Source organism: Roseovarius sp. (assembly GCF_965277045.1).
Taxonomy (GTDB): domain Bacteria; phylum Pseudomonadota; class Alphaproteobacteria; order Rhodobacterales; family Rhodobacteraceae; genus Roseovarius.
In genome coordinates this window covers 2907432-2933506 of record NZ_OZ255712.1, presented here as the reverse complement: position 1 = coordinate 2933506, position 26075 = coordinate 2907432, and the positions used below count along the sequence as shown (strand labels likewise).

Here is a 26075-nt window from a genome sequence, read left to right as displayed (position 1 = left end):
TTGCGATGAAACAAATCCCGGTCCCTCGCGTTGAGGCGGGCGCGAAAAACCATTGGTTACTGTTTCTTAAGCATGGATCGGCAATGATCGCGCGATGCGTCCGTTGTTCTTGATCTCGCTGTCGGCCCTGGCGGCCTGCGATACGGCCAGCCCGGATTTTGCCGGTGTGGCGCCGGTTCGCGTCGAGGCAGGCGCGTCGGTGTTCGATATCCGGGTGGCTGGCCGCAGGGCCGAGGCGGTCCGGCTGAACGCCCAGCCTGCATTCCGGCTGTCCAGCGTGGGCGTGCCCGCGGTTCTGGCCATAGAGGCGGTCAGCGGCTGCCGGGTGGACCGGCTGACCGGGGACCAGGCGATGATGCGGGCGACGCTGGATTGCGGCAGTGGCGCTGCCCCGCCACGCAGACGCGTGCCGTACCTGGAATGCGATATGTTCGATCCGGACGCGGCGGTGAGCGAACTGGTCTGCTATCCGTTCTGAGCCGCGGGCGCGGTCAGGGCCTTTTCCATGTAAACACTCGTGGCGTTCGGTCGATAGTCGCCGAAGATGCCGCACCGGGCGAAGCCGTGCCGTTCGTAGAGACGGATCGCGGCGTCGAGCGCCTCGGCCGTTTCGAGCCGCAGAACGGGCACGTCGTCGCCGCGGGCCTCGTCCTCGAGCGCGCGCAGGATCGCGGCACCCACGCCGCGGCCGCGGGCGGCGGGAGATGTGAACATCGACTTGATCTCGGCATAGCCGCGCTTGAACGCCAGCGCCCCGGTGCCCAGCGTTTCGGCCCCGTCACGGGCGGCGAAAAAGCAGATGCCGGACCCGCGCAGCTCCTCCAGGTCGAGGAAATAATTGTCTTCGGGTGGAAAAAGCGCGCGCATCATGGCGTGGCTTTGTTCCAGCAGGGCGCGGGGGCCGGGGGCCTTGGGATTGGCCTGTTCGATGATGAGCATGGCGGGGACCTATTCGATGGTCACGGTCGTCACGGCCTCGATCGGCGTGCCGTCCGTGGCAAGGTGGCCGTGATCGTTGGCATTCAGCGTCACACGGATTTCGTGCGTTCCCCTGGGGAGTGCGTCAAGCTGGACCCAGGGGCTGTAGGCGCGGGGCTGTTTCACGCCGTTGATGTAGACATGGGCGTGGCCGTGGCCGGGACGGTGATCGCCGTTCACGCCTTCGGGGTCGAAGGTGAAGTTCGTGGTGACGATGTGCAGGTTGCGGCTCTGCGGGCCATCGGGGTGGATTTCGACGGCCAGCGTCGGCGCGGGGTCGCCGGCCTCGATCATCTGGTGATCGTGCATCGCCTGGCCCTGGCCCTGGCCGTGGTCATGGGCGGAATGGTCGTGGGCCATCCCCTCGGACATCGTGGCCTTGGACATGGCCGGGCGGTCGATCACCGTGGCGGTGACCAGCGCCCCCAGGCCGGCGCCGGCGGCGAGACCGGCCACAAGTAAGGCAATCGGGTTGGACATTGCGCGGCGTTCCGGGACAACGGCGTGAAGATTTCAGCAGCATATGGGCTTGGCGCGGGCGCTGCAATATCGTGGGCGATAGGACCGCACCGGAGATCTGAGCCTTAAGAACGCAATATCTTGTGGATAAGTAGCGCGTCCGCGCCATATGCAGGGGTTTTGCGTTGACAGGCGCCAAGGTCCTGCGCTTGCATATCCTCCCAAGGCCGGAATCACGTCCGAAATCCAGACCGGCCCGAGCAGAGGGACACGCACCGTGCAGTTCACCAAGCTGAGATTGACCGGGTTCAAGAGCTTCGTCGACCCCACCGATCTGTTCATTCAGGACGGTCTGACCGGGGTGGTGGGGCCGAACGGATGCGGCAAGTCGAACCTGCTGGAGGCGTTACGCTGGGTGATGGGCGAGAACCGCCCGACCTCGATGCGCGGCTCGGGCATGGAGGACGTGATCTTTGCCGGGGCGGCGACGCGGCCCGCGCGCAACTTTGCCGAGGTGAGCATTCATCTGGACAATTCCGACCGGCTGGCGCCGGCGGGGTTCAACGATGCCGATCACCTGGAGATCATCCGGCGGATCACGCGGGATGTGGGCAGCGCCTACAAGGTGAACGGCAAGGACGTGCGGGCGCGGGACGTGCAGATGCTGTTTGCCGACGCCTCGACCGGGGCGCATTCGCCGGCGCTGGTGCGGCAGGGGCAGATCTCGGAGCTGATCAACGCCAAGCCCACGGCGCGGCGGCGTATCCTGGAGGAGGCGGCGGGGATTTCCGGGCTTTATCAGCGGCGGCACGAGGCGGAGCTGAAGCTGAAAGGGGCCGAGAGCAACCTGGCCCGCGTCGATGACGTGATCGAGCAGTTGGCCTCGCAGCTGGCGCAACTGGCGCGGCAGGCCAAGCAGGCCGCGCGGTATCGCCAGATCGGCGAGGAGTTGCGGCAGGCCGAGGGTTTGCTGCTCTATCGTCGCTGGAAGGAAGCGGACCTGGCGCGGGCCAACGCGCAGAAGGAACTGACCGAGCGGACCAGCGATGCGGCGCGGGCCGAGGCGGCGGCGCGCGAGGCGGCAAGGCTGCGGGCGCGGGCCGACGAGGCGCTGCCGCCCCTGCGCGAGGAAGAGGCCATCGCGGCGGCGGTGCTGCAGCGCTTGCAGGTGAGCCGGGATACGCTGGCCGAGCAGGAGGCTGCCGCCAAGGACCGGATCGAGACTTTGCAATCGCGGATCGAGCAACTGGCCCGCGACATGGAGCGCGAGGACAGCCTGAACCGCGACGCGGGCGAGACGATCGAGCGGCTGGAATGGGAAGCGCAGGAGCTGGCCAAGGCCGCCGAAGGCCACGAGGGCAAGCTGGAGGCGGCGAGCGGTGAGGCGGCGGATGCCAGTCAGGTGCTGCAGGCGCGGGAGACCGAACTGTCGGAACTGACCGAGGATGTCGCCCGGCTGGCCGCGCGGCACCAGTCGGCGCAGCGGCTGGTCGAGGACAGCCGCAAGACCCGCGACCGGGCCGATGCCGAGGCGGCGCGGGCCAAGGAGGCCGTTCAAGCGGCGCAACACACCGTGACGCGGGCCAGCGAGGACCATGCCGCCGCCGAGACGGCCGAGAAAGAGGCGGTGGCCGCAGCGCAGGCGGCGGAGGTCGCGCTGACCGAAGCCGACGAGGCGCGGGCCGATGCGCAGGGGCGCGAGGCCGACGCCCGGGCCGGACGCTCGGAAGCCGAGGGCGAGGTGAGTGCGCTGTCGGCGGAGGTGTCGGCCTTGGCGCGCCTGCTGGAGCGGGACACGGCGGAGGGCGGGCAGATCCTCGACGCGGTGCAGGTGGCGCCGGGATACGAGAAGGCGCTGGGCGCGGCTTTGGCAGACGACCTGCGCGCGCCGGAGGTGGAGGCGGACGGGCCCTCGGGCTGGGTTGCGCTGGACGGGTATGCCCAGGCGCAGACCTTGCCCGAGGGCGTCGTGGCGCTGGGCGCGCATGTGAACGTGCCGGGTGTGCTGGCGCGGCGGATGGCGCAGATCGGTCTGGTGGATGCCGATGACGGGCCGCGTTTGCAGGCCTTGTTGAAGCCCGGTCAGCGGCTGGTCAGCATCGACGGCGACCTGTGGCGCTGGGACGGGTACCGCGCCTGGGCCGAGGATGCGCCGTCTGCCGCCGCGCTGCGGCTGGAACAGCTGAACCGTCTGGAAGAGCTGAAACAGCAGCTGTCGCACGCCACGGCGCGGGCCGAGGGCGCGCAGCGGGCACACGAGACGCTGAAGGCGCGTCTGGTGGAGTTGACCGAGGCGGACAAGGCGGCGCGCGAGGCGCGGCGGGCGGCGGACAGCAAGGTTGCCGAGGCGAACCGGGCGCTGAGCCGCGCCGAGGCGGAGCGGAGCCTTGCGGGGTCCAAGCTGGAAAGCCTGGGGCTGGCGGTGAAACGCCACGAGGAGGAGGCGCTGGCCGCACGCAAGACGCTGGCCGAGGCCGAGAAGGCGATGGGCGACCTGGCCGATCTGGACACCGCGCGGGCCGAGGTGGAAGACGTCAAGATGACGGTGGAGGCGGCGCGGATGACGATGATGTCCAAGCGCTCGGCCCATGACGAATTGCGCCGCGAGGGCGAGGCGCGGCTGAAGCGCAGCCAGGAAGTGACCAAGGAATTGTCGGGCTGGCGGCACCGGCTGGAGACGGCGAAGACGCGCAGCGCGGAGTTGGCCGAGCGTAAGGACGCGAGCGAGGCAGAACTGGCGGAGGCCGGGGCCAAGCCGGGCGAGCTGGCGGCAAAACGCGAGGCGTTGAACGCCGACATTTCGAAGGCCGAGGCGCGGCGAGCCGAGGCCGCCGATACGCTGTCGAACGCCGAAGGGGTGGCGCGTGAAGCGGTCGGGAACGAGCGCGATGCCGAGCGCCTGGCAGGCGAGGCGCGCGAGGCGCGGGCGCGGTCCGAGGCGCGGGCGGACGCCGCGCGCGAGACGCAAGGACAGGCGGCGGGACGGATCGAGGAGGAACTGGAATGTTCGCCCGAGGACCTGCTGGAGACGTTGCAGGTCGATCCCGAGACCATGCCCGCCTCGGAGGCGATCGAGGCCGATGTGAACCGCCTGAAACGCCAGCGCGACGCGCTGGGTGCGGTGAACCTGCGGGCCGAGGAAGATGCGCGCGAAGTGCAGGAAGAGCATGACACGCTGGTGGGCGAAAAGCAGGACCTCGAGCAAGCGATCCGCACGTTGCGGGGTGGCATCGCATCGCTGAACCGCGAAGGGCGCGAGCGGCTGCTGACGGCGTTCGAGCAGGTGAACTCGAACTTCTCGATGCTGTTCAAGCATCTGTTCGGTGGCGGCGAGGCGAACCTGGTGATGGTCGAGAGCGACGATCCGCTGGAGGCGGGGCTGGAGATCATGTGCCAGCCGCCGGGCAAGAAACTGGCGACGCTGAGCTTGCTTTCGGGGGGCGAACAGACGCTGACCGCGCTAGCGCTGATCTTTGCGGTGTTCCTGGCCAATCCGGCGCCGATCTGCGTGCTGGACGAGGTGGACGCGCCGCTGGACGATGCCAATGTGGGCCGGTTCTGTGACCTTCTGGACGAGATGTGCCGCCGAACCGAGACGCGGTTTCTGATCATCACGCACCACGCGGTGACGATGAGCCGGATGGACCGCCTGTTCGGGGTGACGATGGGCGAGCAGGGGGTAAGCCAGCTTGTGTCCGTCGACCTGAAGAAGGCCGAGCAGATGGTGGCGTGAGCCATCCGTCGTCAGAATTTTTCTACGATTGAACTTGTCTCTCTGGTTTCGTTGCAAGCCATTGCGCGCGTTCGAAATTGGGCAATCCGATACGCGAAAATCCGTGTCGTCAGGCGACCAGTGGCTTGGGCCCGGGCGGTGCGGCCGTATTGGGCGCCAGCGTTTTCCAGCGCGCGCCGATCCTGGCAAGCGGGATCGGGTGGGTGATGTGCGGTGCCGCATATGTCTGGGGCCTGGGTGGGCGCATGATGGCGGCGATGGTGGCAGGGATGTCCGGACCGCGGCCGAGCAGGTCACGTCCGATGAGAATGGCCAGACCGATAAGCGCGGCGCCGGGCAGAAGGCCGGCACCGGGGTCTTCGCCCAGAAGCGCCATTGCGATAATGATCGCGGCCAGAGGCGAAAAGGACGTCGCCAGCGCGATATCGCCGGAGTCAGCGTATTTCAGAGCAAGGTTCCACGCGACCTGGCCCAGCACGATGACGATGCCGGTATAGAGCCAGATCCAGCTCCAGAGGATGGGTGAGAAGATATCGCGGAACACGTCCGGGCCGTAGATGGCCATGGCGAGCACCACGTACATCGCGGACCCCGCCAAGGTGCGGTAGACAGCGAAGATGCCCATGGGAACGTCGCGCAAGCCCTTGCGGGCCACCAGAGTCGAGGCGATGTAGCTGAGGGTGGCAGCGATGGCGGCCCATTCGCCGGTGCCGAAGTCATGCGCGGCGCCCCCGTCCCCCATGCCGATGATGACCAGCGCACCGCAAAGCGCGACGAGACCGGCAATCATGGCGCGGGCCGAGAACCGCTCGTTCAGAATCAGCCAGGCGGCCAGAAGGAACAGCGGCGGCTCGATGCGGCTGATCAAGACCACGTTTGTGACCGAGGTTTGCGACAGCGCATAGAAGAAGAGCCCCGGTGTCAGTGCCGAGGACAAGAAGGCCGAGAGCGTGAGCACGCGCCACTCGCGGGCGCGCAGCTTGCGCAGGTTGGCCCGTGTCAGGTCGCGACGGAACAGAAGGGCCAGCGGCACCAGCGACAGCAGCGAGCCGAGCAACAGAAGGTTCGGAAAGGTGATCGGATTCCGCAGGCTGTCGCCGGACGCGGTGGCGCCGATATCGACAAGGTACGTGACGATGGAATTGGATGCCGCGTAGATCAGCACTGCGGTCCAGGCAAACACGATGCCCATCCGCGCCAGCGGCAGGCGTGCCGCGGGGCGACGCCGTTTTGGCAGGATATCGGTTGCCGCGGTGGTCACGTGTCGTCTCTTCCTCGGGCGAGGCCCGCTTGCCGACACGTGATTGGGGTCGTGTCGGCAAGAGCCACGTCAGGCGACAGTGACGAGTTTCGTAATGTCCCTCAACTATCCGTGATGATTGTTGATTTACGTCAGGACTCTGGTCTGGAAGAGCTGTATTCGCAAGCCGCCATGGGCGACGGGTGGGCCGGGGTCGGTGAAAGGCAGGCCGGTGGCGTTGGCGAGGCTGGCGTCGGTGGTCACGAGGCCGACTCGCCAGCCGGAAAAGAGTTCCGCGAGGGTCTTGCCGAGCGCGCCGTAGAGGCCGAAGAGCTGTTTGCGCTCGCCGATGCGGGTTCCGTAAGGCGGGTTTACCATGATCAGTCCGGGCGGGCCTTCGGGGCGCTGAAGATCGCTGAAAGCGTGATGCGAGATCGTGATCAGGTCGCCGAGGCCGGCGGTGTCGGCGTTGGCCCGCGCGCCGGTGACGGCGCCCGCGTCACGGTCGCTGCCGTAAAAGTGAAGGGCGATTTGGGTGTCAGTATGGCCGCGTTTCAGGTCCTGCCATGCGGGTGCATCGAAATTGGCGAAACGCTCGAAGGCGAACGCCCTGTCACGGCCCGGGACGCGGGCGAGGGCGATGTCCGCGGCCTCCAGCAGGAAGGTGCCGGAGCCGCACATCGGGTCGAGCACCGGTTCAGTGCCGGTATAGCCGCATTGGCGCAGGAAGAGCGCGGCAAGGGTTTCGCGCATGGGGGCCTTGCCGACGAAAGGTTTCTGGCCGCGGCGGTGGAGCGGCGCGCCCGAGGTGTCGAGGCTGAGCAGGCACTGGTTGTCTTCGATGCGCAGCTGAATGCGCACGGGGTCTTCGCCCTCGAGCGGTGCGCCGGTGACCTGATGGATTGCGCGGGCAACGCGTTCGGTGGCGGCGCCCTGATGGTAGATTTTCGATTTGCGGGTGGTGGTCTCGACGGTCACGGGCACCTCGGGGCGCAAAAGGTCCGTCCAGTCGATCTCTCGCGTGCGGGCCTCGAGTTGATCCAGATGCATGGCCTGGAAGCGCGCGACGCGGGCCAGCACCCGACCGGCGCCGCGCAAGGTGAGATTGGCGCGCCACACGTCCGGCCAGTGACCGCGAAAGCGGACACCGCCGGGGGTGGCCTTGGGCTTGGCGAATCCCGCCGCCTGTGCCTCGTCCTTCAACGCGAGTTCGAGGCCGGGCGGGGCGGTTAGAAAGACCTCGAACGCGCGGCGTGGCGTCATAGGGCGTTCAGAAGCGCGGGCGTGGGCCACGCGTCGGCGGGCATCCCGAGTTCCTGCTGCACGTCCTGCACGGCGGCGCGGGTGCCGGAGCCGAGGATGCCGTCGATCTTGCCCACGTCATAGCCACGCGCGGCCAGTTTTTCCTGCAGTTGTTTCATTTGGCCGTCCGAAAGCCCCGGATCGGGGTTGCCCGCGTCAAAGACCGGCGCGCCCTCGAGGCGGTTGGCGAAATAGGCGGCGGTCAGGACGTAGACGTAGCTTTGGTTCCACTCGAAATAGACGTTGAAATTCGGGTAGGCGAGGAAGGCCGGGCCTTTGCGCCCTTCGGGCAGAAGGATGTTGGCGGGCAGATCGCCGCGAATCTGGCCGTGGCGCGGGGTGACGCCCATCGCCGCCCATTCGGAGGCGGGCAGGGTGGTGCGCAGGCCCGTCTTGGACCAGTCGAGATCGTCGGGCACATCGACCTCCTGCAGCCAGGGCTCGCCCGCGCGCCAGCCGAGATGTTGCAGCATCTTGCCGCCCGACATCAGCGCGTCGGGCGCGGAGGTCTTGAGATTGACGTGACCGTCGCCGTCGCCATCGACACCGTTGTCGATGATGTCCTGCGGCAGCATCTGGACCATGCCGATTTCGCCGGCCCAGGCGCCTGTGGTGCGCACGGGGTCGAAATCGCCCATCTGGTAGAGGTCGAGGGCGGCAAAGACCTGCGGGCGGAAAAGGTCGGGCCGGCGGCAGTCATGCGACAGGGTGACGAGCGCGTTGAGCGTGTTGTAGTCACCCTGAAACCCGCCGAAATCGGTTTCGAACGCCCAGAAGGCGAGAAGCACCCCGCGCGGCACGCCGTATTCGGCCTCGATGCGCTCGAACACGGCATCGTATTGCTGTGACTTGGCAAGGCCGGTGTTGAGGCGGCCCGAGCTGATCAGGCGGCGGGCGAACTCGGTGAAGGGTTTCTGAAAGACGCCCTGACGGCGGTCGGCCTGAAGGACGCTTTGATCCTGCCGCACGGAGGCGAAGAAGCTGTTCACCCGGTCCGGTGCGTGGCCGCGGGAAATCGCCTCTTGCCGGAGCGCGTCGACGAAGCCGGAAAAGGAGCCGCCGCAGCTTTGACCATAGGCGGTCGTGGCGGTGCAGAGCGACAAGGCGAGGGCGAGGCAGCGGATCATCAGTACTTCCTTTTTTGGGTGACAGTGCAGCAGCGGGCCGGTCAAGGCCAGTCCGGAAAACCTGTATTCGGGCGGTGTGTTATTCAATATCGTCTGACCCGAACGCACGCGGCGGGCGGTGCGTTTCATCGAGCTGTACCGGCAGAGAACGACAGGTGGTGGGAGGCCGGTGCGCGGGAGTGCACGGGTGTCCGATCGGCCAGAATTAACCATTCGTTAACCTTTGGTCCCGAAGACTCCGGTTATACTAAGCGCGAACACAAGTACCGAAGAAGATCTGAGGGTGAAAAAGCAACCATCGCGTGTGCTGATCGTCGAAAGCGATGCAGCGCTTGGCCGGGTATGGCAGCGCCACCTGGAGCGTCATGGCATATGGGTGCGGCTGGAGTATGACCAGCAGGGCGCGTTGGACGCGCTTGGCGCGATGCGCTGCGATCTGATCATCCTGAACCTCATCCTGACACGGAGCAGCGCTTTTGCCATCGCGGATGAGGCCGAGCGGCGGTTTCCCGGTGTGCCGATTCTGTTCGTGTCTAAGACCTCGTTCTTTTCGGACGGTTCGGTGTTTGGGCTATGCGCGAATGCGTGCGCCTTCGTGAGCGCCGATACGCCGCCCGACGACCTGACCGCGATGGTGGAGCATTACGCGCGCTCGGGCTGAGGCGTGGTGTCGGGCGCGGCCAGCCGGGTCTCGATCCTGGAGGTCTGTTCCAGCGTCCGGTGGACCGGGCACTTGTCGGCAATTTCCAGGAGACGCTGGCGCTGATCGTCGCCGAGATCGCCCCTGAGGCGGATCGTGCGGACGAAACTATCGATCTTGGCCGGGCTGCTGCCATCGGCATCCTGGGCATGGACCTTGTCGTGGGTGACGTCGACCGAGACGTGATCGAGCGGCCACCCCTTGCGGCGAGCATACATGCGGATGGTCATCGACGTGCAGGCCCCCAGGCCGGAGGCGAGAAATCCGTAGGGGCTCATGCCGCGGTCGGTGCCGCCATAGGCCTCGGGCTCGTCGGCGCGGACATAGTGATGCGGCCCGGCGTGCACATCCTGCAGGAACCCGTCGGGGTCCACTTCGCAGACCCGCACGACGCCTTCGGGCGCGCCGGGGGGTGGCGCAGGATGCTTGAGGTCGAGATAGCGCTGCGCCCAGGCGGCGATCACGCCGGCGGCGTATTCGGCATCGCCGGGATCGGTGACCAGGTGGTCGGCGCTGTCGAGGGTGACGAAGCTCTTGGGATGTTTCGCGGCCTTGAATATCTCGGTGGCGTTGTCGATCCCCACGGTGTCGTCGCGCGGGGCGTGCAGCACCAGGAGCGCGCGTTTCAGACCGGAAATCTTCGGGGCGAGGTTTTCGGCGCGGACATCCTCGACGAATTTCCGGCCGATGCGGATGGGGCGGCCGCCCAGCTCGACCTCGGCCGAACCATCGGTCGCGATCCGCTCGAGCGCGCCGTCGAAATTGTGCGTGACATGGCCCGGATCGAAGGGCGCGGCGATGGTGGCGACGGCGAGGGCGCTGTCGATGCGCGAGGCGGCGGCCAGCACGGCGGCCCCGCCGAGGGAGTGGCCGACCAGCAGGCTGGGCGGCATGTCGCGGGTGGCCAGCGCGTCGGCGGCGCGCAGGAGATCCTCGACATTCGAGGTGAAGGAGGTGTTTTCGAACTCGCCCCCGGAATGGCCCAGCCCGGTGAAATCGAAGCGCAGCACGGCGATGCCCGCACCCGCCAGCCGCGCGGAGATGCGGCGCGCGGCGGGAATGTCCTTGGAGCAGGTGAAGCAATGCGCAAAGAGCGCGGTGGCCAGGTGCGGCCCCTCGGGCAGGTCGAGCCGTGCGGCAAGCTCGTGCCCGTCATGGCCCGTGAAGGTGAAGCGTTCGGTCGGCATGGGTGATCCTTTCGGTTACCTTCAAGATGGCGGTTTCGGGCGGATGCGTAAGGTGTGTTTCAGGCCCGTCTCGGGAATGTGAGGCCGTGATGTTGCACAGGGTCGCCCCGGGTCGGACCACCCCCCATGCGTTGTTGCCCGACACCGCCGGGCTGTGCCATGGTGGCGGTATATTTGCAAAGTGATAGACGCAGGCATGTCCAGTAACTCCCTGATCGCCAAGTCGGTTATCCTGGTCTCCGCTCTTGTGGGCGGCGTTGTCGGCGTGTTCGAACTGGGTGATCGGTTCATGACGTCGAAACCGTCCGGGGACGTGGTGGTGACCAAGTCGGCGGCAAGCGGATCGTCCGACCCGGCCGAGCATGGGGCCGACGAGGCGGAGAACCCGGGCGACGCGACCGCCGCGCTGTCCGAGACCGTCACAGAGGCCGATGGAACCGCAGGCACGGCGCTGGAGCGCGAGGTGGCGCAAAGGGTCTCCGAGCATCTGACGCGGCTGGACTGCCGGAACGTCAAGGTGGATCGGGTGTCTGCGACGGCGACGACCGTGCCGGAAGAGGAGACCAGCCACGGGTTCGAGGGGCACTTGCTGGACGGGGCCGTGACCCTGACAGGCAGGAGCGGCCCCGAGCGGATCCGGTTGGCGGGTTCGGGCAAGGGGCCGACGGGGGCGGTGAGTGCCGTCGACATGGCGATGCGCGGGTTCGGGGATCATCTGAAGTTGACGGAAATTTTCGAAGAGAATTGCAGAGGGGACTGAGAATGCGGTGGACAAATCTTGTGGCGGCCTGCGGTTTGATGGCGCTGGCCGGGGGCGCGAATGCTGCGTCCTCGGTGGATGAAAGCCTTGAGGAGATCGCGGGCCAGATCGTGGAGCGGACCCGCACGGACGGAACGGCCACCATCGGGATTTCGACCTTCACCCACAGCGACGGCACGTGTTCGGACCTGTCGAACTACATCAGCGAGTTCATCGTGGACAGCCTGTTCAACGCGGGTGCGGGCACGATAGACATCATCGAACGGTCGCAACTCAGCGCCATTTTCCGCGAGATGGAGCTGGTCTTTGACGGCACGATCGCGCCGGATGCCGCCAAGCGGCTGGGCGAGATCGAGGGGGTCGATGCGCTGGTCACGGGTTCGCTGATCCAGTTCGGCGAACAGGTGAAGGTGCAGGCGCGGATGATCAGCACGCAGGATGGCCGGCTGTTTGCCACCGCGCGGTCGGAATTTCCCAGCGTGGGCAGCGTGGCGCAGATGATGGCGACGCGCAGCCGGGGCGCCTGCGGCTTTGCCGAGGCGGCGGGCGGCGAGGCGGCGACCACGCAGGTCGTCGTGGTCGACAGCGGGAGTGGACAGGCGAGTGTGCAACAGCAAAGCTTGGCGGAACCGTCACGTAGATATTCGTCCGATGTATACGAGGCTGAGGTGTCGAGTTTGATTTATTCGAAATCCAAGGGCGAGGCGACCTTCGCGATGCGGTTCAAGAACACGACCGAGAACACTATCGCCCTGGCGTATCTTCCGAACTCAATCTCGATCGCGGACGGGCAGGGCGGGTTCATGGAACCCAAGGGAAACTGGTCGGGCCTGCGCACCTGCTATGGCGAGGGCTATCTGCAATACTGTAATTCGAGCGATCCCAAATATGCGACTGTCTTGCCGCCGGGGAAGGTGGCGCAGCTGAACTTTCAGGTGGTTGGAGACAAGGACATCGAGGTGCCGCGCTTTACCCTGGCGCTGGAACTGGTGGTGACGCCAAACGTGGAGGACAAGGAGACCTACACCGTTCAGTCGCTGGGATTCTACGACATGCCGCCGGACAGCTGAGCGCGGTCAGGCAAGACCCATCAGCGCCGCGTCGAAGGGATACTTCGTGAGGTTCTCGTAGCCCGTGTTGGTGATCAGGACCTGGTCCTCGAGCTTGATCGAGAAATCGCCGCCGACCTCGCCCACCAGCGCCTCGACGCAGAGGGTCATGCCGGGCTCCAGCGGGTAGTCGAACGATCCGGGCACGGCCTGGTCGGGGTAGGCAACGAGGGGCCATTCATCGCAAAGGCCGACGCCGTGCATCAGGCAGCCGTATTTCTGCGCCTGGTAGCGGTCGTCGAGCACGTGGGTGCCCGCGGTGAGTTCGGGGATGGCGACGCCGGGTTTGAGCATCTCCATGTTGGTCATGATGTGCTCGTGCGCGTGCTGCATGGCATACATCATGTCGACGCGCGGCTTACGGTCGCCGATCCACCAGCTGCGGGAGATGTCGACACAGATGCCGTAGCTGCCGACAAGGTCCGTGTCGAAGGAGATGATCTCGTTCATCTGCGTGATGCGCGGGCCGCATTCCTGGAACCACGGGTTCGAGCGGGGGCCGGAGGCGAGCAGGCGGGTCTCGATCCATTCGCCGCCACGGCGGATGTTCTCGGCGTGCAGGACGGCCCAGATGTCGTCTTCGCTGGTCTGGCCGAGGGGCACGTTTTCGCGTGCGAAGCGCTCCATTTCCGCTACGGCAACCTCACAGGCGTGCGAGGCGCAGCGCATCGCGAGGATCTCGTCCGGGCCTTTGACGGCGCGGCATTTCTCGGTCAATTCCTCGCCTTCCATGATCTCGAAACCTTGTGCCTCGAGCGCGCGGAGACCGTGGAGCATGATCTTGTCCACCGCGAGCCGTGTGTTCCCCGGGGCGTGTTCGGCCAGAAGCAGGCGCACCTCGTTCGAGAAGGCGTCGGCGGCCACATCCACCTTGTCGCCCCGGTCGAAATAGAACAGGTCCGCGCCGGAGCGTTGTTCGCGCACCAGCGGGTTGAAGGTGCTGAGGAAAGGCGAGTTCTTGTAATCCCACATCACCATGTAGCCGTCGGCGCAGACCAGCAGGGCGCGGAACGGGTTGTGGGTGTTCCAGAGCTGCATGTTGGTCGAGTCGGTGGCGTAGCGGATGTTGAGCGGATCGAAGACCAGCAGTCCGGCATAGTCGCGGTCCTGGACGAAGCGGGTCAGGCGTTCCCACCGGTAGCGGCGCATGGCTTGCAGGTCCGGCAGTTGGAGGCCGGCGGCCTCCCATTCGCGGAAGGCAAGCTGGGTCGGTCCGATCTCGATCCGGTCGGCGTCGTTGGGGGTGTTGTCGCCCAGAACGGGCCCGCGGGTGGGGTCGATCTTGCGCGTGTCGCGGAAATGGAGGTTCATGGTCAGGTGCTCCGGGCTTCGTGCCAGATTGAGCGTGCGAGGGTTGCCGTGCGCGACGGAATGCGACATCGGGAATGTCGGAACTGCGACGGCGCGCGTCACAAAGGTTTTGCGAAACCGTCACGGTCCTTTTGGACAAGCGGCGATATTCCCGGGCGATGAAAATACGACATGGGAGATCGAGAATGATCCGTTTCACATTCGCCGCGGTGCCTTTCGCCATTGCCGGGCTGGCCGCACCGCTGGCCGCCGAAGAGGTCGGGTACGGGCCGCGTCCCGCCTACCTGATCGACCGGATGGAAAAGGGGCCGCTGAAGGACAAGCTGGCCTCGTGCATGGGGCAGACACCGGCGCGGTCGGAGTTCTCCATCGGGCACCGGGGGGCGCCGCTCTTGTTTCCGGAACATACGGTGGAGGCCAACAAGGCGGCGGCGCGGATGGGCGCGGGCATCCTGGAATGCGACGTGACCTTTACCAAGGACCACGAGCTGGTCTGCCGCCACGCGCAGAACGATTTGCACACGACGACCGATATCCTGGCGTCGGACCTAGCGGGGACCTGCGTGACGCCGTTCAGCCCCGCCGAGGGCGAGACGGAGGCGACGGCGGAATGCCGGACCTCGGAGATCGCGCTGGCCGAGTTCCGCACGCTGACCGGCAAGATGGATGCGGCGAATACGTCGGCGACGACAGTCGAGGACTACATGGACGGCACCGCCGGTTGGCGCACGGACCTTTACGCGGTCGAGGGCGGGACGTTGATGACACATGCGGAGTCGATCGCGCTGTTCCGCGATCTGGGTGCGAAGTTCACGCCCGAGTTGAAGAGCCCGGCGGTGGAGATGCCGCATGACGGGTTCAGCCAGGAAGATTATGCGCAGAAGATGATCGACGAGTACAAGGCGGCGGGCGTTCCGGCCTCGGACGTGTGGCCGCAGAGTTTCAACCTGGATGACGTGCTCTACTGGATCGAGAACGAGCCGGAGTTCGGCGCGCAGGCGGTGTACCTGGACGACCGATATGACGTCGAAGGGTTCGATTACATGGATCCGGCGACGTTCGAGCCGTCGATGCAGGAACTGGCCGACCAGGGTGTGAATTACATCGCGCCGCCGATGTGGATGCTGGTGACGCTGGAAGGCGACGAGATCGTGCCGTCGCCCTATGCCACGGCGGCAAACGAGGCCGGGCTGAACATCATCACCTGGACGCTGGAACGCTCTGGGCCGCTGACCAGCGGGGGCGGCTGGTACTTCCAGTCGGTGGCGGACACGATCGACACCGATGCGGATTATTTCAGCATGCTGCACGCGCTGCATGAAAAGGTCGGCGTGGTGGGTGTGTTCAGCGACTGGCCCGCGACGGTGACCTATTACGCGAATTGCATGGGGCTGGACTGAGCCATGTCAGAGCCGCCCGGTGCGTGTGCGTCGGGCGGCTTTTCCTTGAGTATTTTTGGAACGATGAAAGGCGCGGTCAGGCGTTGCGCACCGTGTCGATCATCAGCTGCACATTGTCCGGGTCGGCATCGGGCGTGATGCCGTGGCCGAGGTTGAAGATGTGCGGGCCGCCCCGGAAGGCCTCGACCACGGCGCGGGTTTCGCGCACCAGGGCGTCGCCGCCGGTGACCATGTGGCTGGAGGCGAGGTTGCCCTGAACGCAGCCGTCCTTTTGCACGTGTTCGGCGGCCCATTGGGGGCTGACGGAATTGTCGATGGCCACGCAGTCCGCGCCGGTCTTTGCGTGGAAGCCGATATAGCCGTCGCCGGCTTCGCGCGGGAAGGCGATGACCGGGATGCCGGGGTGTTTTTCCTTGAGCGCGGAGATGATGCGCTTGGTCGGCGCGACGGCGAAATCCTCGAAATCCTGGCCGTTGAGGGAGCCGGCCCAACTGTCGAAGACCTTGACCGCCTCGGCGCCGGCGTCGATCTGGGCCGAGAGGTAGTGGATCGTGGCTTCGGTGATGCGTTCCATCAGCGCCTCGAAGAGCGGGCGGTTTTCGGATTTGAGCGCGTGGGCGGGGCCCTGGTCGGGCGTGCCGCGCCCGGCGATCATGTAGGTGGCGACGGTCCAGGGCGCGCCGGCGAAGCCGATGAGCGTGGTCTCGGGCGGCAGGGCACCCGCGAGGTTGCGGACGGTCTGGTAGATCGGGTTGAGGGTTTCGTGGACTTCGTCGGCGGGGCCGAGCTTGTCGAAATCGGCCTGTTCGGTGATCGTCGACAGGCGCGGCCCCTCTCCGGTGACGAACCACAGGTCGGCGCCGAGCGCCTGCGGGACGAGCAGGATATCGGCGAAAAGGATTGCCCCGTCAAAGCCGTAGCGGCGGATGGGTTGTAGCGTGACCTCGGTGGCGAGGTCGGGATTGTAGCACAGCGACAGGAAATCCCCGGCCTTTTCGCGCGTGGCGCGATACTCGGGCAGATACCGCCCGGCCTGGCGCATCATCCAGATCGGCGGTGTCGCCTGCGTCTCGCCGGCGAGGGCCTTGAGGATGGTTTTCTGTGACGCCATGTCCGGTCTCCCTTTTGCTGGTTTGGTCCTCTTTGAGCCTTGGAAAGTCAACCAAAACTTGTCAGCCCAGATTTACACGTCTAGACCGTCTGCATGACAGTGACCATGCCCACCCCCGCCGCGCCGCTTAAGATCGGGACACGAGGATCGCCGCTTGCTCTGGCGCAGGCGAACGAGACGCGCGACCGTCTGGCCGACGCATTTGACCTGCCGCACGAGGCCTTCCAGATCGTGGTGATCAAGACCACCGGCGACCGGGTGATCGACCGGCCGCTGAAGGAGATCGGCGGCAAGGGGCTGTTCACGCGCGAGATCGAGGAGGCGATGCTGTCGGGCGAGATCGACATCGCCGTGCACTCGATGAAGGACATGCCGGTGTTGCAGCCTGAGGGGCTGATGCTGGACACCTACCTGCCGCGCGAGGATGTGCGCGATGCGTTTGTCTCGCCCCGTTACGAGGGGCTGGCGGCGCTGCCCGAGGGCGCCAAGGTGGGCACGTCGAGCCTGCGGCGCAAGGCGCAGGTGCTGGTGAAGTTCCCGCATCTGAAGGTGGTGGAATTTCGCGGTAACGTCCAGACAAGGTTGAAGAAATTGGATGACGGCGTGGCCGAATGCACGTTTCTGGCGATGGCCGGGCTGAACCGGCTGGGACAGCCCGAGGTGGCGGTGGGTGCGGTGGACACGGACGACATGCTGCCCGCCGTGGCCCAGGGCGCGATCGGGATCGAGCGGCGGGCGGATGACAGTCGGGCGGCCGAGATGCTGGCGGCGATCCATGACGTGGAGACTGGCAAGCGGTTGGCGGCGGAGCGCGCCTTTCTGGCGACCCTCGATGGCTCCTGCGAGACGCCGATTGCCGGGCTGGCGGAGTTGCAGGGCGACACGATCCGGCTGCGCGGAGAAGTGCTGCGGCCCGATGGCAGCGAGAGCATCAGCGACGAGGGCGAAGCGCCGGTCGAGGATGGACCCAAACTCGGCGATGCGCTGGCGCGGGGGTTGCTGGAGCGCGCGGGGCCGGGATTCTTCGACTGGCGGGAGTGAACAGGTTAACGACCTTGTTTTCCTGATTTCGGACGTCGGTATCGCGTCGGTATCCGGGTGGTATCGCGGCGGTGGGGGCGTCAGCGGGCGGGGTCGTCAATGCGGCGTGCGTTGCGGCGCGTGGGTTTTCACCCACCCTACGTGCAGGATTGACGGAATCCGGGGCGCGGGGCATCGTCGGTGGATGCGGATCGAGGACAAGACCGACACCACCCTGACCCTGGTGGATGACCAGAAGGACAAGAAGCTGGGGCTGACGCTGGCCGGGATCTTTGTGGCCGGCACGTGTCTTTTCATGGCGTGGGAAGGGTTCGCCGAGGTCTTGCTGCCGGGGGCGCTGTTGATCGCGGCGATGGCGGTCTACTGGAGGCGCAGCAGGATGCGGTCGGAGACGGTGTTCGACCGGACGGCAGACCGGGTGACGCTGCGCGTGACGGACCGCAAGGGGTCCGAGACTTGGGAGTGGCGGCTGAGCGACGTGGAGACGGCCGTGGTCGGCACGGTGGGCGCGCAGGGAACGGATAGCGGCATCGACCGGCCGCATTTGCGCCTGACGGACGGAACCTATGTGCCGATGCGGCCCTATCACGCGGCGGGCAGCCAGAGCTGGCACGCGGTGGCGGCGGTGAAACTGTTCCTGGGGCAGAAGCTGGAGGATGCGCCGGTGGGGTGGTTGCCGCCGGAAGCGTTCGACAGGTATTTCGGTGACGAGATGGCGCGGCTTTACGAGAAGTAGCGGGCGTTGCGGCCCGTGTGTTTGCACCCACCAAAGGTGGGTTTTCACCCACCCTACGCGGTTGGCGATGGGCTTTTGCAGCGTGAGGTCCCGGGTCAGGCCCGGGACGGGGTGTCAGGTTTCCGATGCCCGCGTGAGCGACAGGCGGGCGGTTTCCAGGTGTTCCTTCATGATGGTCGCGGCGCGCTCGGGTTCGCGGGCGCGCAGGGCGTCGAGGATCTGGCGGTGTTGCCGGTTGTAGGTGGTGATCGTCGGCTCATCCAGCGTCAGGCGGCGCATCCGGGTCCAGTCGTCCTGTCCGCGGACGCTGCCGATCTGGGTGAGGATCCACACCAGAAGACCGTTGCGGGTGCTGTCGGCGATGGCGCGGTGAAACTGCGTGTCGGCCTCGGAGAACGCGGCGGGGTCGTCGAGGCTGGCCTCCATCTGCTCGCAAAGCTCTTCCATGCGGTCGAAATCGGCGTGGCGGCCATGCAGGACCGACAGGCGGCAGCTGTGCGGCTCGAGCGCGAATCGGGCATCCATCAGTTCGAGCGGCGTGGCGTTGTCGATGGCGCTGGCCGCCGCCGTCTCGGTCTTGTGCAGGACATAGGTGCCGCTGCCGGGGCGGATCTCGACAAAACCTTCGGATTCCAACTGCATGAGCGCCTTGCGCACGGTGCCACGAGCGGCGCCGTAGGTCTCGGACAGGATCCGTTCGGGCGGCAGGCGGTCGTGCTGTTGCAGCGTGCCCTTCGATATTTCGCGCCGGATGAGGCCGGCAATGTCCGCCGAGCCCATTCTTTGTGCGTCACCCACTGTGATTCCTCCATTATTTGGACCAATTATATACCATATATGGGCTATATCCAGCAAAAACTGCATGTTTGGATCAAATTCGGTTGACTTTTGGATTGCGCCTCGGAATCGTGAGGGTGCTGGGCGGCATCGCGATGCCTGCCCATGCCACCTAAAATACCGGCCGTCATTCGATCCTCGATCCGACAAAGGCGGCGCAACATCAGGGAGCTAAACCGTGGCTGAAATGGATCTTGAGAAATTTGTCGAGGCCCCAGGGCGCGACGAGAAAATCAAAGAAGTCCGCAAGATGATCGATGCGAAGGGCATCGAGTACCTTTATCTGCAATTCGTGTCGGTGACCGGCAAGATCATGGGCAAGGGCATTCCTGCCGATCACTGGGAAACCGTCGCGAAGAAGGGCTTTCAGCTGGTCTATGGCGCCACGGTGAACCTGTTCACCAACCGCGCGGGCGATTACCTGGGCTATGGTCCGGAAGCGGCCGAGCTGGTGGGGATCCCGGAGCCTGAAACCTTCATGCAGCTGCCGTGGGCGCCGACCATCGGGCGATTCTACTGCACGCTGTTCCGCAACCGCGAAGAGAAGGAAAATCCGGGTGGGTTCCTGACCTCGGACTGCCGGGGAAACCTGCGCCGGATGCACGAGGACTTCAAGAAGAAGCACGGCCGGAGCCTGCGCATCGGGACCGAGCCCGAGATGATGTGGCTGAAGTTCGACGAGAACGGCAAGCCGCGCGACGGCTATTCCAAGCCATATTGCTATCACATCGACCAGTTCGAGAGCCTGCGCCCGGTCTCGATGCAGGTGATCCGCTATGCCCGCGCGATGGGTCTGGACATGATCCAGGGCGACCACGAGGACGCGCCCGGGCAGCTTGAGTTGAACTGGATGTTCGACGACGTGCTGCGCAACGCCGACCGTCTGACCACCTATCGCCAGATCTGCGCACAGGTCGCGCGGGAAAACGGGATTTTCGCCTGCTTCATGACCAAGCCGTTCATGGGTGTGTCTGCCTCGGGTTGTCACCACAACATGAGCCTGTGGCGCGGCGGCGAGGATGAGTTCGTCAAGTGCGGCAACGATCCCAAGGATCTGCCGGGGATGAAAGACAACTACATGTACGTCAAGGGTGGCGAGAACACGTTCATGCCCGATGACGACGACCCGCAGATGCCCGGCAAGGAGGGCCTGGAAGCGATCGGCGGCGTGGTGCATCACCTGCAGGCGCTGACCGCAGTGGGCTGTTCGACGGTGAACTCGTACCGTCGTCTTTGGGACACGGGCTTCTGGGCGCCGGTCTTTGCCGACTGGGGTTTCCAGAACCGGACCACCGGCCTGCGCGTCTCGGCGCCGGGGCGGTTCGAGTACCGCTCGGTCGACAGCATGGTGAACCCGTACCTGATGGGCTCGACCCTGCTGGCGGCGATGGACGACGGCATCGACAACAAGCTGGACCCGGGCAAGCCCGAAGAGCGCAACATCTACGATGCGATCAAGGACGGCAAGGACGTCAAGAAGCTGCCGATGAGCCTGGGCGAGGCGCTGGATTTCCTGAAGAAGGACGAGGTGGTGCAGCGCGGGATGCCCGGCGAGATGTACCGGCTTTATGATGAGTACAAGCACGACGAATACGCCCGGTTCATGTCCACCGTGACGGATTGGGACAAGGATACGTACATGGAATGCCTGCCCTGAGGCATCCCATGCGTCTGGCGGCGGGTTGAGGAGCCCGCCGCCGATCAAACGACTATGCAACCCAGAGGAGGCGTTTCCAGATGTGTGGAATTGCTGGACTAATCTACAAGGGCAAGAGCAGCGACGTGGGGTCGGAGATGACCTCGATGCTGCTGGCGCTCAAGCACCGGGGGCCGGACAGCACCGGCTACGCGGTATACGGTGAACCGACCGAGGGCGATTACATCATGCGCCTGAAGGTGGCCGAGGCCGAGGACATGGAAAAGGGCCGCGGCGTTCACAAGGTGATCGAGGACCGCATCGCCTATGTCGAACAGGTGATGGAAGAGCATGGCGCCAAGATCAAGTCCAAGGACGCGCCGCTGGAATACGCGCTGCGCTATGTCTTCACCGGCGCCGACAACCTGGGCGAGATGGCGGAGCATATCGAGGAACAGGACGGTATCGAGATCCTGTCGATGGGCAACGGCCTTGAACTGATCAAGGACCTGGGCGATGCGAGCGTGGTGTCGAAGGCTTATGGGCTGAACGATTTTAAGGGCACGCACGCGATCGGGCACACGCGGATGGCTACGGAATCGGACGTGGACATCAAGTCGGCGCACCCGTACTGGGCGTTTCCCTATAACGACGTGAGCGTGGTGCATAACGGCCAGATCACCAATTACTGGATTATGCGCCGCGAGATGGAGCGCAAGGGCCATCGGTTCATGTCGAACTGCGACAGCGAGCTGCTGGCGGTCTATACCGCGCATAACCTGGCCAACGGGATCACGCTGGAGGAAAGCCTGCGCAAGTCGATCGACGAGATCGACGGGGTGTTCACCTACTTGGTGGCCACCAAGGACCAGCTGGGCATGGCGAAGGACACGATGGCGGCGAAACCGCTGGTTCTTTACGAATCCGATGACCTGATTGCCATGGCGAGCGAAGAGGTGGCGATCCGCGCGATCCTGCCGCAGGAAATCGACACGACAGATCCCTACGACGAGGAGGTCCGGGTATGGCAAGCGTAAGTGACGCAGACCTGAAGAAGATGACCCAGGAGGAGCGGGTGACCGCCCTGGGGATGCGGACCGAACAGCTGACGGGCAAGTCGCTTTATGTCGAGTTCGACCCGGATGCCGAGGAGCGTTTCACCTATCCGTGGGCGCCCGATGTCGACTTCAACAAGCGGACCGAGATCGACTGTGACGGCAAGACCGTGACGGAAGTGAACTCGAACATCCGCGAATTGATGCGCGAGGGGTATGGCACGATCGTGCTGCAGAACCCGCGGGGCATGCACAGCCTTGGCGTGGGTATCCTGAGCAAGCTGAACCTGATCATCGAAGGCTCGACCGGGTATTTTGCCGTCGGTCTGATCGACGGGCCGAACGTGCGCATCAGCGGGCGCGTGGGCTGGTCCTGCGGCGAGAACATGATGTCCGGCACGATCATGATCGAGAAGAACGCCGGCTCGACCTTTGGCGCAGCCATCCGGGGCGGTGACCTTGTCTGCCGCGGCTCGGTAGGCTCGCGCACGGGGATCGACCAGAAGGGGGGCACGATCATCGTGGGTGGCGATACCGGGGCGCTGAGTGGCTTCATGATGCAACGGGGCCGGATGGTGGTCTGCGGCAACGCGGGCAAGAACCTGGGCGACTCGATGTATGACGGCACGATTTACGTGGGTGGCGAGATCAAGAGCCTGGGCGTGGATGCTGTCGAAGCGGAGTTGACCGATCTGGACAAGAAGTGGCTGACACGGAAGCTGACGCAATACGGCCTGATGCCCGACAAGGGTGTGGATCATTTCACAAAGGTCGTCGCGGGCAAGATGTTGTGGAACTACGACAACCTCGAGCCGTCCGAGAAGAAACTGATCCTGTGACGCGTCACAGGATCACCCCGGACGCGATCCGGGGTCTCGATGACGTGGAGGTCCCGGGTCAAGCCCGGGACGGGATGAACGAGGCGGCGCACGCCGCATGTAAAGGAGACAACCATGGCTGATGGTGATCTGCCGCAGAAAAAACAGCTGGCGCGCGATGTGAACCGCATCGGTGACAGCTTCATCTTCCCGCCGCGTGTGATGGATGACATCCACATCAAATCCGAGCTTGGCCGCTACCGGATGCGGGGGTTTTCGCTGTTCAAGAAGATCCCGCATTGGGATGACCTGACCTTCCTTCCCGGCACGCTGACACGCTTCGTGATCGAAGGCTATCGCGAGAAGTGTGAGACCAAGACCGTGATCGGGCCGCGCGCCAAGGTGCCGCTGGAGCTGGACATCCCGGTCTATATCACCGGCATGTCGTTCGGTGCGCTGTCCTATGAGGCGAAGACCGCGCTGGCGCGGGGCGCGACGATGGCGGGCACGGCGACCTGTTCGGGCGAGGGGGGTATGATCCCCGACGAGCGGCGCTATAGCTCCAAGTGGTTCTATCAGTGCATCCAGTCGCGCTATGGCTTCAACCCCAACCACCTTGTTCTGGCCGATGGCTGTGAGTTCTTCATCGGTCAGGGCTGCAAGGTTGGTCTGGGCGGGCACCTGATGGGTCAGAAAGTGACCGACCAGGTGGCCGAGATGCGCAGCTTGCCCGCGGGGATCGACCAGCGCTCGCCGGCGCGTCACCCCGACTGGCTGGGCCCGGACGACCTGGCGCTGAAGATCCAGGAGATCCGCGAGGCGACCGATTGGCAGATCCCGATCCAGCTGAAGCTGGGGGCGAGCCGCGTGTTCGACGACGTGCGGATGGCAGTGAAGTGCGACCCTGACAGCATTTATATCGACGGGATGGAAGGTGGCACAGGCGCGGGTCCGCACCTTGCGACCGAGGATACCGGTGTGCCGGGCATGGCGGCGATCCGTCAGGCGCGCAAGGCCATCGACAGCCTGGGCAAGCGCGGCGAGATCAGCCTGGTCTACGCGGGCGGGATCCGGAACGGCGCGGACGTGGCCAAGGCCATCGCGCTGGGCGCGGATGCCATCGCGATCGGGCACTCGGCGATGATGGCGCTGAACTGCAACAAGGACATCCCCGAGGCCAACTATCCCGAGGAAATCGGAGCCGAGCCGGGCTATTGCTACCACTGTCACACGGGCCGTTGCCCGGTGGGCGTGGCGACGCAGGACCCCAAGCTGCGCGAGCGGCTGGACCCGGACGAGGCGGCGGAACGCGTGTACAACTTCCTGCACACGCTGACCATCGAGGCGCAGTTGTTCGCACGGGCGTGCGGCAAGACCTATCTGCACAGCCTCGAGCCGGAGGACCTGGCCGCGCTGACCATGGAGGCCTCTGCCATGGCGGGGGTTCCGCTGGCGGGCACCAGCCATACGGTTGGCGTCGAGGATTATCACCATTTTTAAGGGTGTGGCGGGGTGAACCCCGCCCTACCGCAAACGTAGGCCGGGGGTCACCCCGGCGCCCCGGAAGAGGAGAAAACAATGGCTGGATCACAGTATCGCGGATCGGAGATCACCGATGTCGACCAGTTCCTGAAGGACAAGGACGGGCTTGGCTCGGAGCGGGAAAAGGAAATCGGGCAGCATATCGGCTATCGCTATGACGTGAACCTTGTGCCGGACTATGACCGGATCACGCCGTTCCTGACGAAGTACATGGAAACCATGGGCTGGGACGACCTGAACTGGCTGGAAGACGTGCATATGGGCTACGAGGAAGGCGCGCCGGCGGTGTTCGACCGCAACAACAACGGCTGGGTGCGGGTGCCCGACTCTATCGACCTGCCCGACAACCAGCAGGACCGGGACATGATCGCGCGTGAGTTGCTGATCAAGTTCCAGATGTCGGACCGGCACCCTTTGGTGAACCTGCGCAAGGCCTATATGAAGTTCTGAGAGGACTTTGAAAGGACCAGACATGACGCGCCCGATCAACATCGCCTGTTTGCAGACACGGCCCATGCCCGATTTCGCATCGGCCTGGGCGGAGGCGCGGCCCCTGGCCGAGAGGGCGGTGGCGGACGGCGCGCAGGTTCTCTTCCTGCCGGAATATTGCGGCGGGCTGAAAACGGAAGGCGCGGCTGTGGCGGCGCCTTCTGCCCCTGAGGGCGATCACCCGTTTTTGCGCGAGGCGCAGGCCTTTGCGCGGGAGGCGGGGGTGTGGATCAACCTTGGCTCCATCGCCGTCGATGGGCCGGACGGGCGGATCATCAATCGCGGGATCATGCTGGACGAAGACGGCAGGATTACGGGGCGGTATGACAAGATCCACATGTTCGACATCCAGTTGAGCGAGACGGAAGTGTACCGCGAAAGCGAGCGGGTGGCGCCAGGGTCCCGGGCCGTCATCCACGACACGCCCTACGGGCAGATCGGGCATACAATCTGCTACGACCTGCGGTTTCCGATGCTGTGGCGCGGGCTGGCGCAGGCGGGGGCGGAGATGCTGATCTGTCCCGCGGCCTTTACCAAGAAGACCGGCGAGTCGCATTGGCATGTGCTGAACCGGGCGCGGGCGATCGAGAATACGCGCTTTGTCGTCTCGCCCTGTGCGATCGGGCCGGTGCCGGGCGGGGGCGAATGCTATGGCCATTCGCTGATCGTCGGGCCGTGGGGCGAGGTGCTTGTCGAGGGCGGAACGGAACCCTGCGTGGTGCAGGCCGAGATCGACCTGGATGACGTGGAAAAGGCCGCGGGCCGGGTGCCCAGCCTGACGAGCGACCGGGACTTCGACATGGAAACGCCAGACCCCGAGAGGAGCGTGGCATGACATCTTTGGCGACCCAATTGGGCCAGAGCTATTCCGACAACCCGCTGCGGCTGGGGTTCCTGAAATGGCAGTGCCATGTGCGGCAGCTGGCGATGCGCAACAATGACGGGCGGCCGGATGACGCGATCATGCCGGAGGTGACGCCGGAGGGGCATGACACGCCCATGGGCGTGGTGATCACCGTGCTGAATAAGGCGCCGGGATATTCGGTCACGCCGGAATTGCAGCATATGGCGGCCAAGACCAACGACCCGGCGCAGCGGCGGCAGACCGCGCTGCAATTCCTGTCGGCGACGTATTACCAGAAGGCCAAGGAGTTTTCCGACATCCTGACCGCGACCTTCCCGCCGGGCAGCGAAGGCGCGAAGGCGCTGCACGAGGCGGGCCATGCGACGCTGCGGTTTGCGGCTTATGGGCAGGAGTTCGAGTTGCGGTGCAAGGTCTGGCGGCTGGCGTCGCACAACCTGCTGCACCAGGCGACGATGGCGCATAATGTGCTCTTCAACCCGGCCCTGCCGCCGGCGACGGAAGTGCTGGGCTTCGAGCCCGACTGGGACGCGAGCCGGGCCGATCCGCCGGTGGGTGGACGGCGCTAGGTTTCCAATTCAATTGAGCGCGTTTCCCGCGCGCTGGTTTGTCTCGGACGTGCGTCCTCGGGGCGTGAGGGCG

Annotated in this window: 24 protein-coding genes; 15 read left to right on the top strand and 9 right to left on the bottom strand. The window is 65.3% G+C overall.

The annotated features are described in order from the left end of the window. Window positions 1-94 precede the first annotated feature (94 nt). Window positions 95-478 carry a hypothetical protein gene (locus ACQY4V_RS14665; protein WP_428512880.1) on the top strand — a complete coding sequence of 128 codons (384 nt, stop codon included), beginning with the start codon at window positions 95-97 and terminating at the stop codon, window positions 476-478. Here the strand turns inward: ACQY4V_RS14665 and ACQY4V_RS14660 are convergent. Both ACQY4V_RS14660 and ACQY4V_RS14655 read right to left on the bottom strand, forming a co-directional pair. Further along, window positions 466-939 carry a GNAT family N-acetyltransferase gene (locus tag ACQY4V_RS14660; RefSeq protein ID WP_428512878.1) on the bottom strand — a complete coding sequence of 158 codons (474 nt, stop codon included), beginning with the start codon at window positions 937-939 and terminating at the stop codon, window positions 466-468. The two genes, ACQY4V_RS14665 and ACQY4V_RS14660, sit on opposite strands and share 13 nt — an antisense overlap. Window positions 940-948: 9 nt before the next feature. Beyond that, on the bottom strand, window positions 949-1458 hold the full coding sequence (locus tag ACQY4V_RS14655; protein WP_428512876.1) for a hypothetical protein: 510 nt from the start codon (window positions 1456-1458) through the stop codon (window positions 949-951). 256 nt (window positions 1459-1714) lie between these two features. On the opposite strand from ACQY4V_RS14655, the gene smc reads away from it, so the two are divergent. Beyond that, window positions 1715-5170, top strand: a complete 3456-nt coding sequence (gene smc / locus ACQY4V_RS14650) for a chromosome segregation protein SMC (RefSeq protein ID WP_428512874.1) — start codon at window positions 1715-1717, stop codon at window positions 5168-5170. Window positions 5171-5279: 109 nt separating this feature from the next. On the opposite strand, the gene ACQY4V_RS14645 is transcribed toward smc, so the two are convergent. The 3 genes from ACQY4V_RS14645 to ACQY4V_RS14635 form a co-directional block, all read right to left on the bottom strand. After that, window positions 5280-6431, bottom strand: a complete 1152-nt coding sequence (locus ACQY4V_RS14645) for a DMT family transporter (protein WP_428512872.1) — start codon at window positions 6429-6431, stop codon at window positions 5280-5282. A gap of 126 nt (window positions 6432-6557) precedes the next feature. Beyond that, window positions 6558-7673, bottom strand: a complete 1116-nt coding sequence (locus ACQY4V_RS14640) for a THUMP domain-containing class I SAM-dependent RNA methyltransferase (RefSeq protein ID WP_428512870.1) — start codon at window positions 7671-7673, stop codon at window positions 6558-6560. Then, the gene (locus tag ACQY4V_RS14635) at window positions 7670-8839 is read right to left on the bottom strand and encodes a lytic murein transglycosylase (RefSeq protein ID WP_428512868.1); all 1170 of its coding nucleotides are present in this window, start codon (window positions 8837-8839) and stop codon (window positions 7670-7672) included. The genes ACQY4V_RS14640 and ACQY4V_RS14635 overlap by 4 nt, the downstream gene beginning before the upstream one ends. A 283-nt stretch (window positions 8840-9122) precedes the next feature. On the opposite strand from ACQY4V_RS14635, the gene ACQY4V_RS14630 reads away from it, so the two are divergent. After that, complete coding sequence (locus ACQY4V_RS14630) at window positions 9123-9500, top strand: response regulator (RefSeq protein WP_428512866.1); 378 nt, start codon at window positions 9123-9125, stop codon at window positions 9498-9500. On the opposite strand, the gene ACQY4V_RS14625 is transcribed toward ACQY4V_RS14630, so the two are convergent. Next, window positions 9482-10726, bottom strand: coding sequence for a bifunctional alpha/beta hydrolase/OsmC family protein (locus ACQY4V_RS14625; protein ID WP_428512864.1), 1245 nt, complete (start codon window positions 10724-10726; stop codon window positions 9482-9484). The genes ACQY4V_RS14630 and ACQY4V_RS14625 overlap by 19 nt on opposite strands. Before the next feature lie 196 nt (window positions 10727-10922). Here ACQY4V_RS14625 and ACQY4V_RS14620 point away from each other — a divergent pair, with 196 nt between their 5' ends. Then, window positions 10923-11486, top strand: coding sequence for a hypothetical protein (locus tag ACQY4V_RS14620; RefSeq protein WP_428512862.1), 564 nt, complete (start codon window positions 10923-10925; stop codon window positions 11484-11486). Window positions 11487-11488: 2 nt separating this feature from the next. Next, entirely contained in the window at window positions 11489-12556 is a 1068-nt protein-coding gene (locus tag ACQY4V_RS14615) for a FlgO family outer membrane protein (RefSeq protein ID WP_428512860.1), read from the top strand. 6 nt (window positions 12557-12562) lie between these two features. Here ACQY4V_RS14615 and dddP read toward each other — a convergent pair whose 3' ends face one another. Further along, window positions 12563-13906, bottom strand: coding sequence for a dimethylsulfonioproprionate lyase DddP (dddP, locus tag ACQY4V_RS14610; protein ID WP_428512858.1), 1344 nt, complete (start codon window positions 13904-13906; stop codon window positions 12563-12565). A gap of 185 nt (window positions 13907-14091) precedes the next feature. Here dddP and ACQY4V_RS14605 point away from each other — a divergent pair, with 185 nt between their 5' ends. Continuing rightward, the gene (locus ACQY4V_RS14605; protein WP_428512856.1) at window positions 14092-15306 is read left to right on the top strand and encodes a glycerophosphodiester phosphodiesterase family protein; all 1215 of its coding nucleotides are present in this window, start codon (window positions 14092-14094) and stop codon (window positions 15304-15306) included. Window positions 15307-15382: 76 nt separating this feature from the next. Here ACQY4V_RS14605 and hemE read toward each other — a convergent pair whose 3' ends face one another. After that, complete coding sequence (gene hemE / locus ACQY4V_RS14600; protein WP_428512854.1) at window positions 15383-16417, bottom strand: uroporphyrinogen decarboxylase; 1035 nt, start codon at window positions 16415-16417, stop codon at window positions 15383-15385. Between the two features lie 93 nt (window positions 16418-16510). Between hemE and hemC the strand changes: the two genes are divergently transcribed. Both hemC and ACQY4V_RS14590 read left to right on the top strand, forming a co-directional pair. After that, a complete protein-coding gene (gene hemC, locus ACQY4V_RS14595; protein WP_428512852.1) occupies window positions 16511-17458 on the top strand; it encodes a hydroxymethylbilane synthase in 948 nt (315 codons plus the stop codon). 184 nt (window positions 17459-17642) lie between these two features. Then, window positions 17643-18194: a hypothetical protein gene (locus ACQY4V_RS14590; RefSeq protein WP_428512850.1), complete on the top strand. Its 552-nt coding sequence runs from the start codon at window positions 17643-17645 to the stop codon at window positions 18192-18194. A 114-nt stretch (window positions 18195-18308) separates the two neighbouring features. On the opposite strand, the gene ACQY4V_RS14585 is transcribed toward ACQY4V_RS14590, so the two are convergent. Then, window positions 18309-18992, bottom strand: a complete 684-nt coding sequence (locus ACQY4V_RS14585; protein ID WP_315899566.1) for a FadR/GntR family transcriptional regulator — start codon at window positions 18990-18992, stop codon at window positions 18309-18311. Window positions 18993-19281: 289 nt separating this feature from the next. On the opposite strand from ACQY4V_RS14585, the gene ACQY4V_RS14580 reads away from it, so the two are divergent. The 7 genes from ACQY4V_RS14580 to ACQY4V_RS14550 all read left to right on the top strand — a co-directional run bounded on the left by ACQY4V_RS14580 (window position 19282) and on the right by ACQY4V_RS14550 (window position 26002). Beyond that, window positions 19282-20688, top strand: coding sequence for a glutamine synthetase family protein (locus ACQY4V_RS14580; protein WP_428512848.1), 1407 nt, complete (start codon window positions 19282-19284; stop codon window positions 20686-20688). 80 nt (window positions 20689-20768) lie between these two features. Continuing rightward, window positions 20769-21704, top strand: a complete 936-nt coding sequence (locus tag ACQY4V_RS14575; RefSeq protein WP_428512846.1) for a glutamine amidotransferase — start codon at window positions 20769-20771, stop codon at window positions 21702-21704. Then, the gene (locus ACQY4V_RS14570; RefSeq protein ID WP_428512844.1) at window positions 21692-22561 is read left to right on the top strand and encodes a GXGXG motif-containing protein; all 870 of its coding nucleotides are present in this window, start codon (window positions 21692-21694) and stop codon (window positions 22559-22561) included. Before ACQY4V_RS14575 ends, ACQY4V_RS14570 begins: the two co-directional genes overlap by 13 nt. A 114-nt stretch (window positions 22562-22675) precedes the next feature. Continuing rightward, window positions 22676-24040, top strand: a complete 1365-nt coding sequence (locus ACQY4V_RS14565; RefSeq protein WP_057791041.1) for an FMN-binding glutamate synthase family protein — start codon at window positions 22676-22678, stop codon at window positions 24038-24040. Window positions 24041-24118: 78 nt separating this feature from the next. Then, window positions 24119-24532: a hypothetical protein gene (locus tag ACQY4V_RS14560; protein WP_428512842.1), complete on the top strand. Its 414-nt coding sequence runs from the start codon at window positions 24119-24121 to the stop codon at window positions 24530-24532. Between the two features lie 22 nt (window positions 24533-24554). Next, window positions 24555-25406 carry a carbon-nitrogen hydrolase family protein gene (locus tag ACQY4V_RS14555; protein WP_428512840.1) on the top strand — a complete coding sequence of 284 codons (852 nt, stop codon included), beginning with the start codon at window positions 24555-24557 and terminating at the stop codon, window positions 25404-25406. Next, on the top strand, window positions 25403-26002 hold the full coding sequence (locus tag ACQY4V_RS14550; RefSeq protein ID WP_428512838.1) for a hypothetical protein: 600 nt from the start codon (window positions 25403-25405) through the stop codon (window positions 26000-26002). Before ACQY4V_RS14555 ends, ACQY4V_RS14550 begins: the two co-directional genes overlap by 4 nt. The last annotated feature ends 73 nt before the right edge of the window (window positions 26003-26075 follow it).

Coding starts and splice junctions, on each gene's coding strand:
- ACQY4V_RS14660 (WP_428512878.1), bottom strand. CDS start 939: ATGCTCATCATCGAACAGGCCAATCCCAAGGCCCCCGGCCCCCGCGCC.
- ACQY4V_RS14605 (WP_428512856.1), top strand. CDS start 14,092: ATGATCCGTTTCACATTCGCCGCGGTGCCTTTCGCCATTGCCGGGCTG.
- ACQY4V_RS14580 (WP_428512848.1), top strand. CDS start 19,282: ATGATCGATGCGAAGGGCATCGAGTACCTTTATCTGCAATTCGTGTCG.
- ACQY4V_RS14655 (WP_428512876.1), bottom strand. CDS start 1,458: ATGTCCAACCCGATTGCCTTACTTGTGGCCGGTCTCGCCGCCGGCGCC.
- dddP (WP_428512858.1), bottom strand. CDS start 13,906: ATGAACCTCCATTTCCGCGACACGCGCAAGATCGACCCCACCCGCGGG.
- ACQY4V_RS14665 (WP_428512880.1), top strand. CDS start 95: ATGCGTCCGTTGTTCTTGATCTCGCTGTCGGCCCTGGCGGCCTGCGAT.
- ACQY4V_RS14570 (WP_428512844.1), top strand. CDS start 21,692: ATGGCAAGCGTAAGTGACGCAGACCTGAAGAAGATGACCCAGGAGGAG.
- ACQY4V_RS14625 (WP_428512864.1), bottom strand. CDS start 10,726: ATGCCGACCGAACGCTTCACCTTCACGGGCCATGACGGGCACGAGCTT.
- ACQY4V_RS14555 (WP_428512840.1), top strand. CDS start 24,555: ATGACGCGCCCGATCAACATCGCCTGTTTGCAGACACGGCCCATGCCC.
- ACQY4V_RS14565 (WP_057791041.1), top strand. CDS start 22,676: ATGGCTGATGGTGATCTGCCGCAGAAAAAACAGCTGGCGCGCGATGTG.
- ACQY4V_RS14620 (WP_428512862.1), top strand. CDS start 10,923: ATGTCCAGTAACTCCCTGATCGCCAAGTCGGTTATCCTGGTCTCCGCT.
- hemE (WP_428512854.1), bottom strand. CDS start 16,417: ATGGCGTCACAGAAAACCATCCTCAAGGCCCTCGCCGGCGAGACGCAG.
- ACQY4V_RS14590 (WP_428512850.1), top strand. CDS start 17,643: ATGCGGATCGAGGACAAGACCGACACCACCCTGACCCTGGTGGATGAC.
- ACQY4V_RS14575 (WP_428512846.1), top strand. CDS start 20,769: ATGTGTGGAATTGCTGGACTAATCTACAAGGGCAAGAGCAGCGACGTG.
- hemC (WP_428512852.1), top strand. CDS start 16,511: ATGACAGTGACCATGCCCACCCCCGCCGCGCCGCTTAAGATCGGGACA.
- ACQY4V_RS14615 (WP_428512860.1), top strand. CDS start 11,489: ATGCGGTGGACAAATCTTGTGGCGGCCTGCGGTTTGATGGCGCTGGCC.
- ACQY4V_RS14640 (WP_428512870.1), bottom strand. CDS start 7,673: ATGACGCCACGCCGCGCGTTCGAGGTCTTTCTAACCGCCCCGCCCGGC.
- ACQY4V_RS14635 (WP_428512868.1), bottom strand. CDS start 8,839: ATGATCCGCTGCCTCGCCCTCGCCTTGTCGCTCTGCACCGCCACGACC.
- ACQY4V_RS14560 (WP_428512842.1), top strand. CDS start 24,119: ATGGCTGGATCACAGTATCGCGGATCGGAGATCACCGATGTCGACCAG.
- ACQY4V_RS14550 (WP_428512838.1), top strand. CDS start 25,403: ATGACATCTTTGGCGACCCAATTGGGCCAGAGCTATTCCGACAACCCG.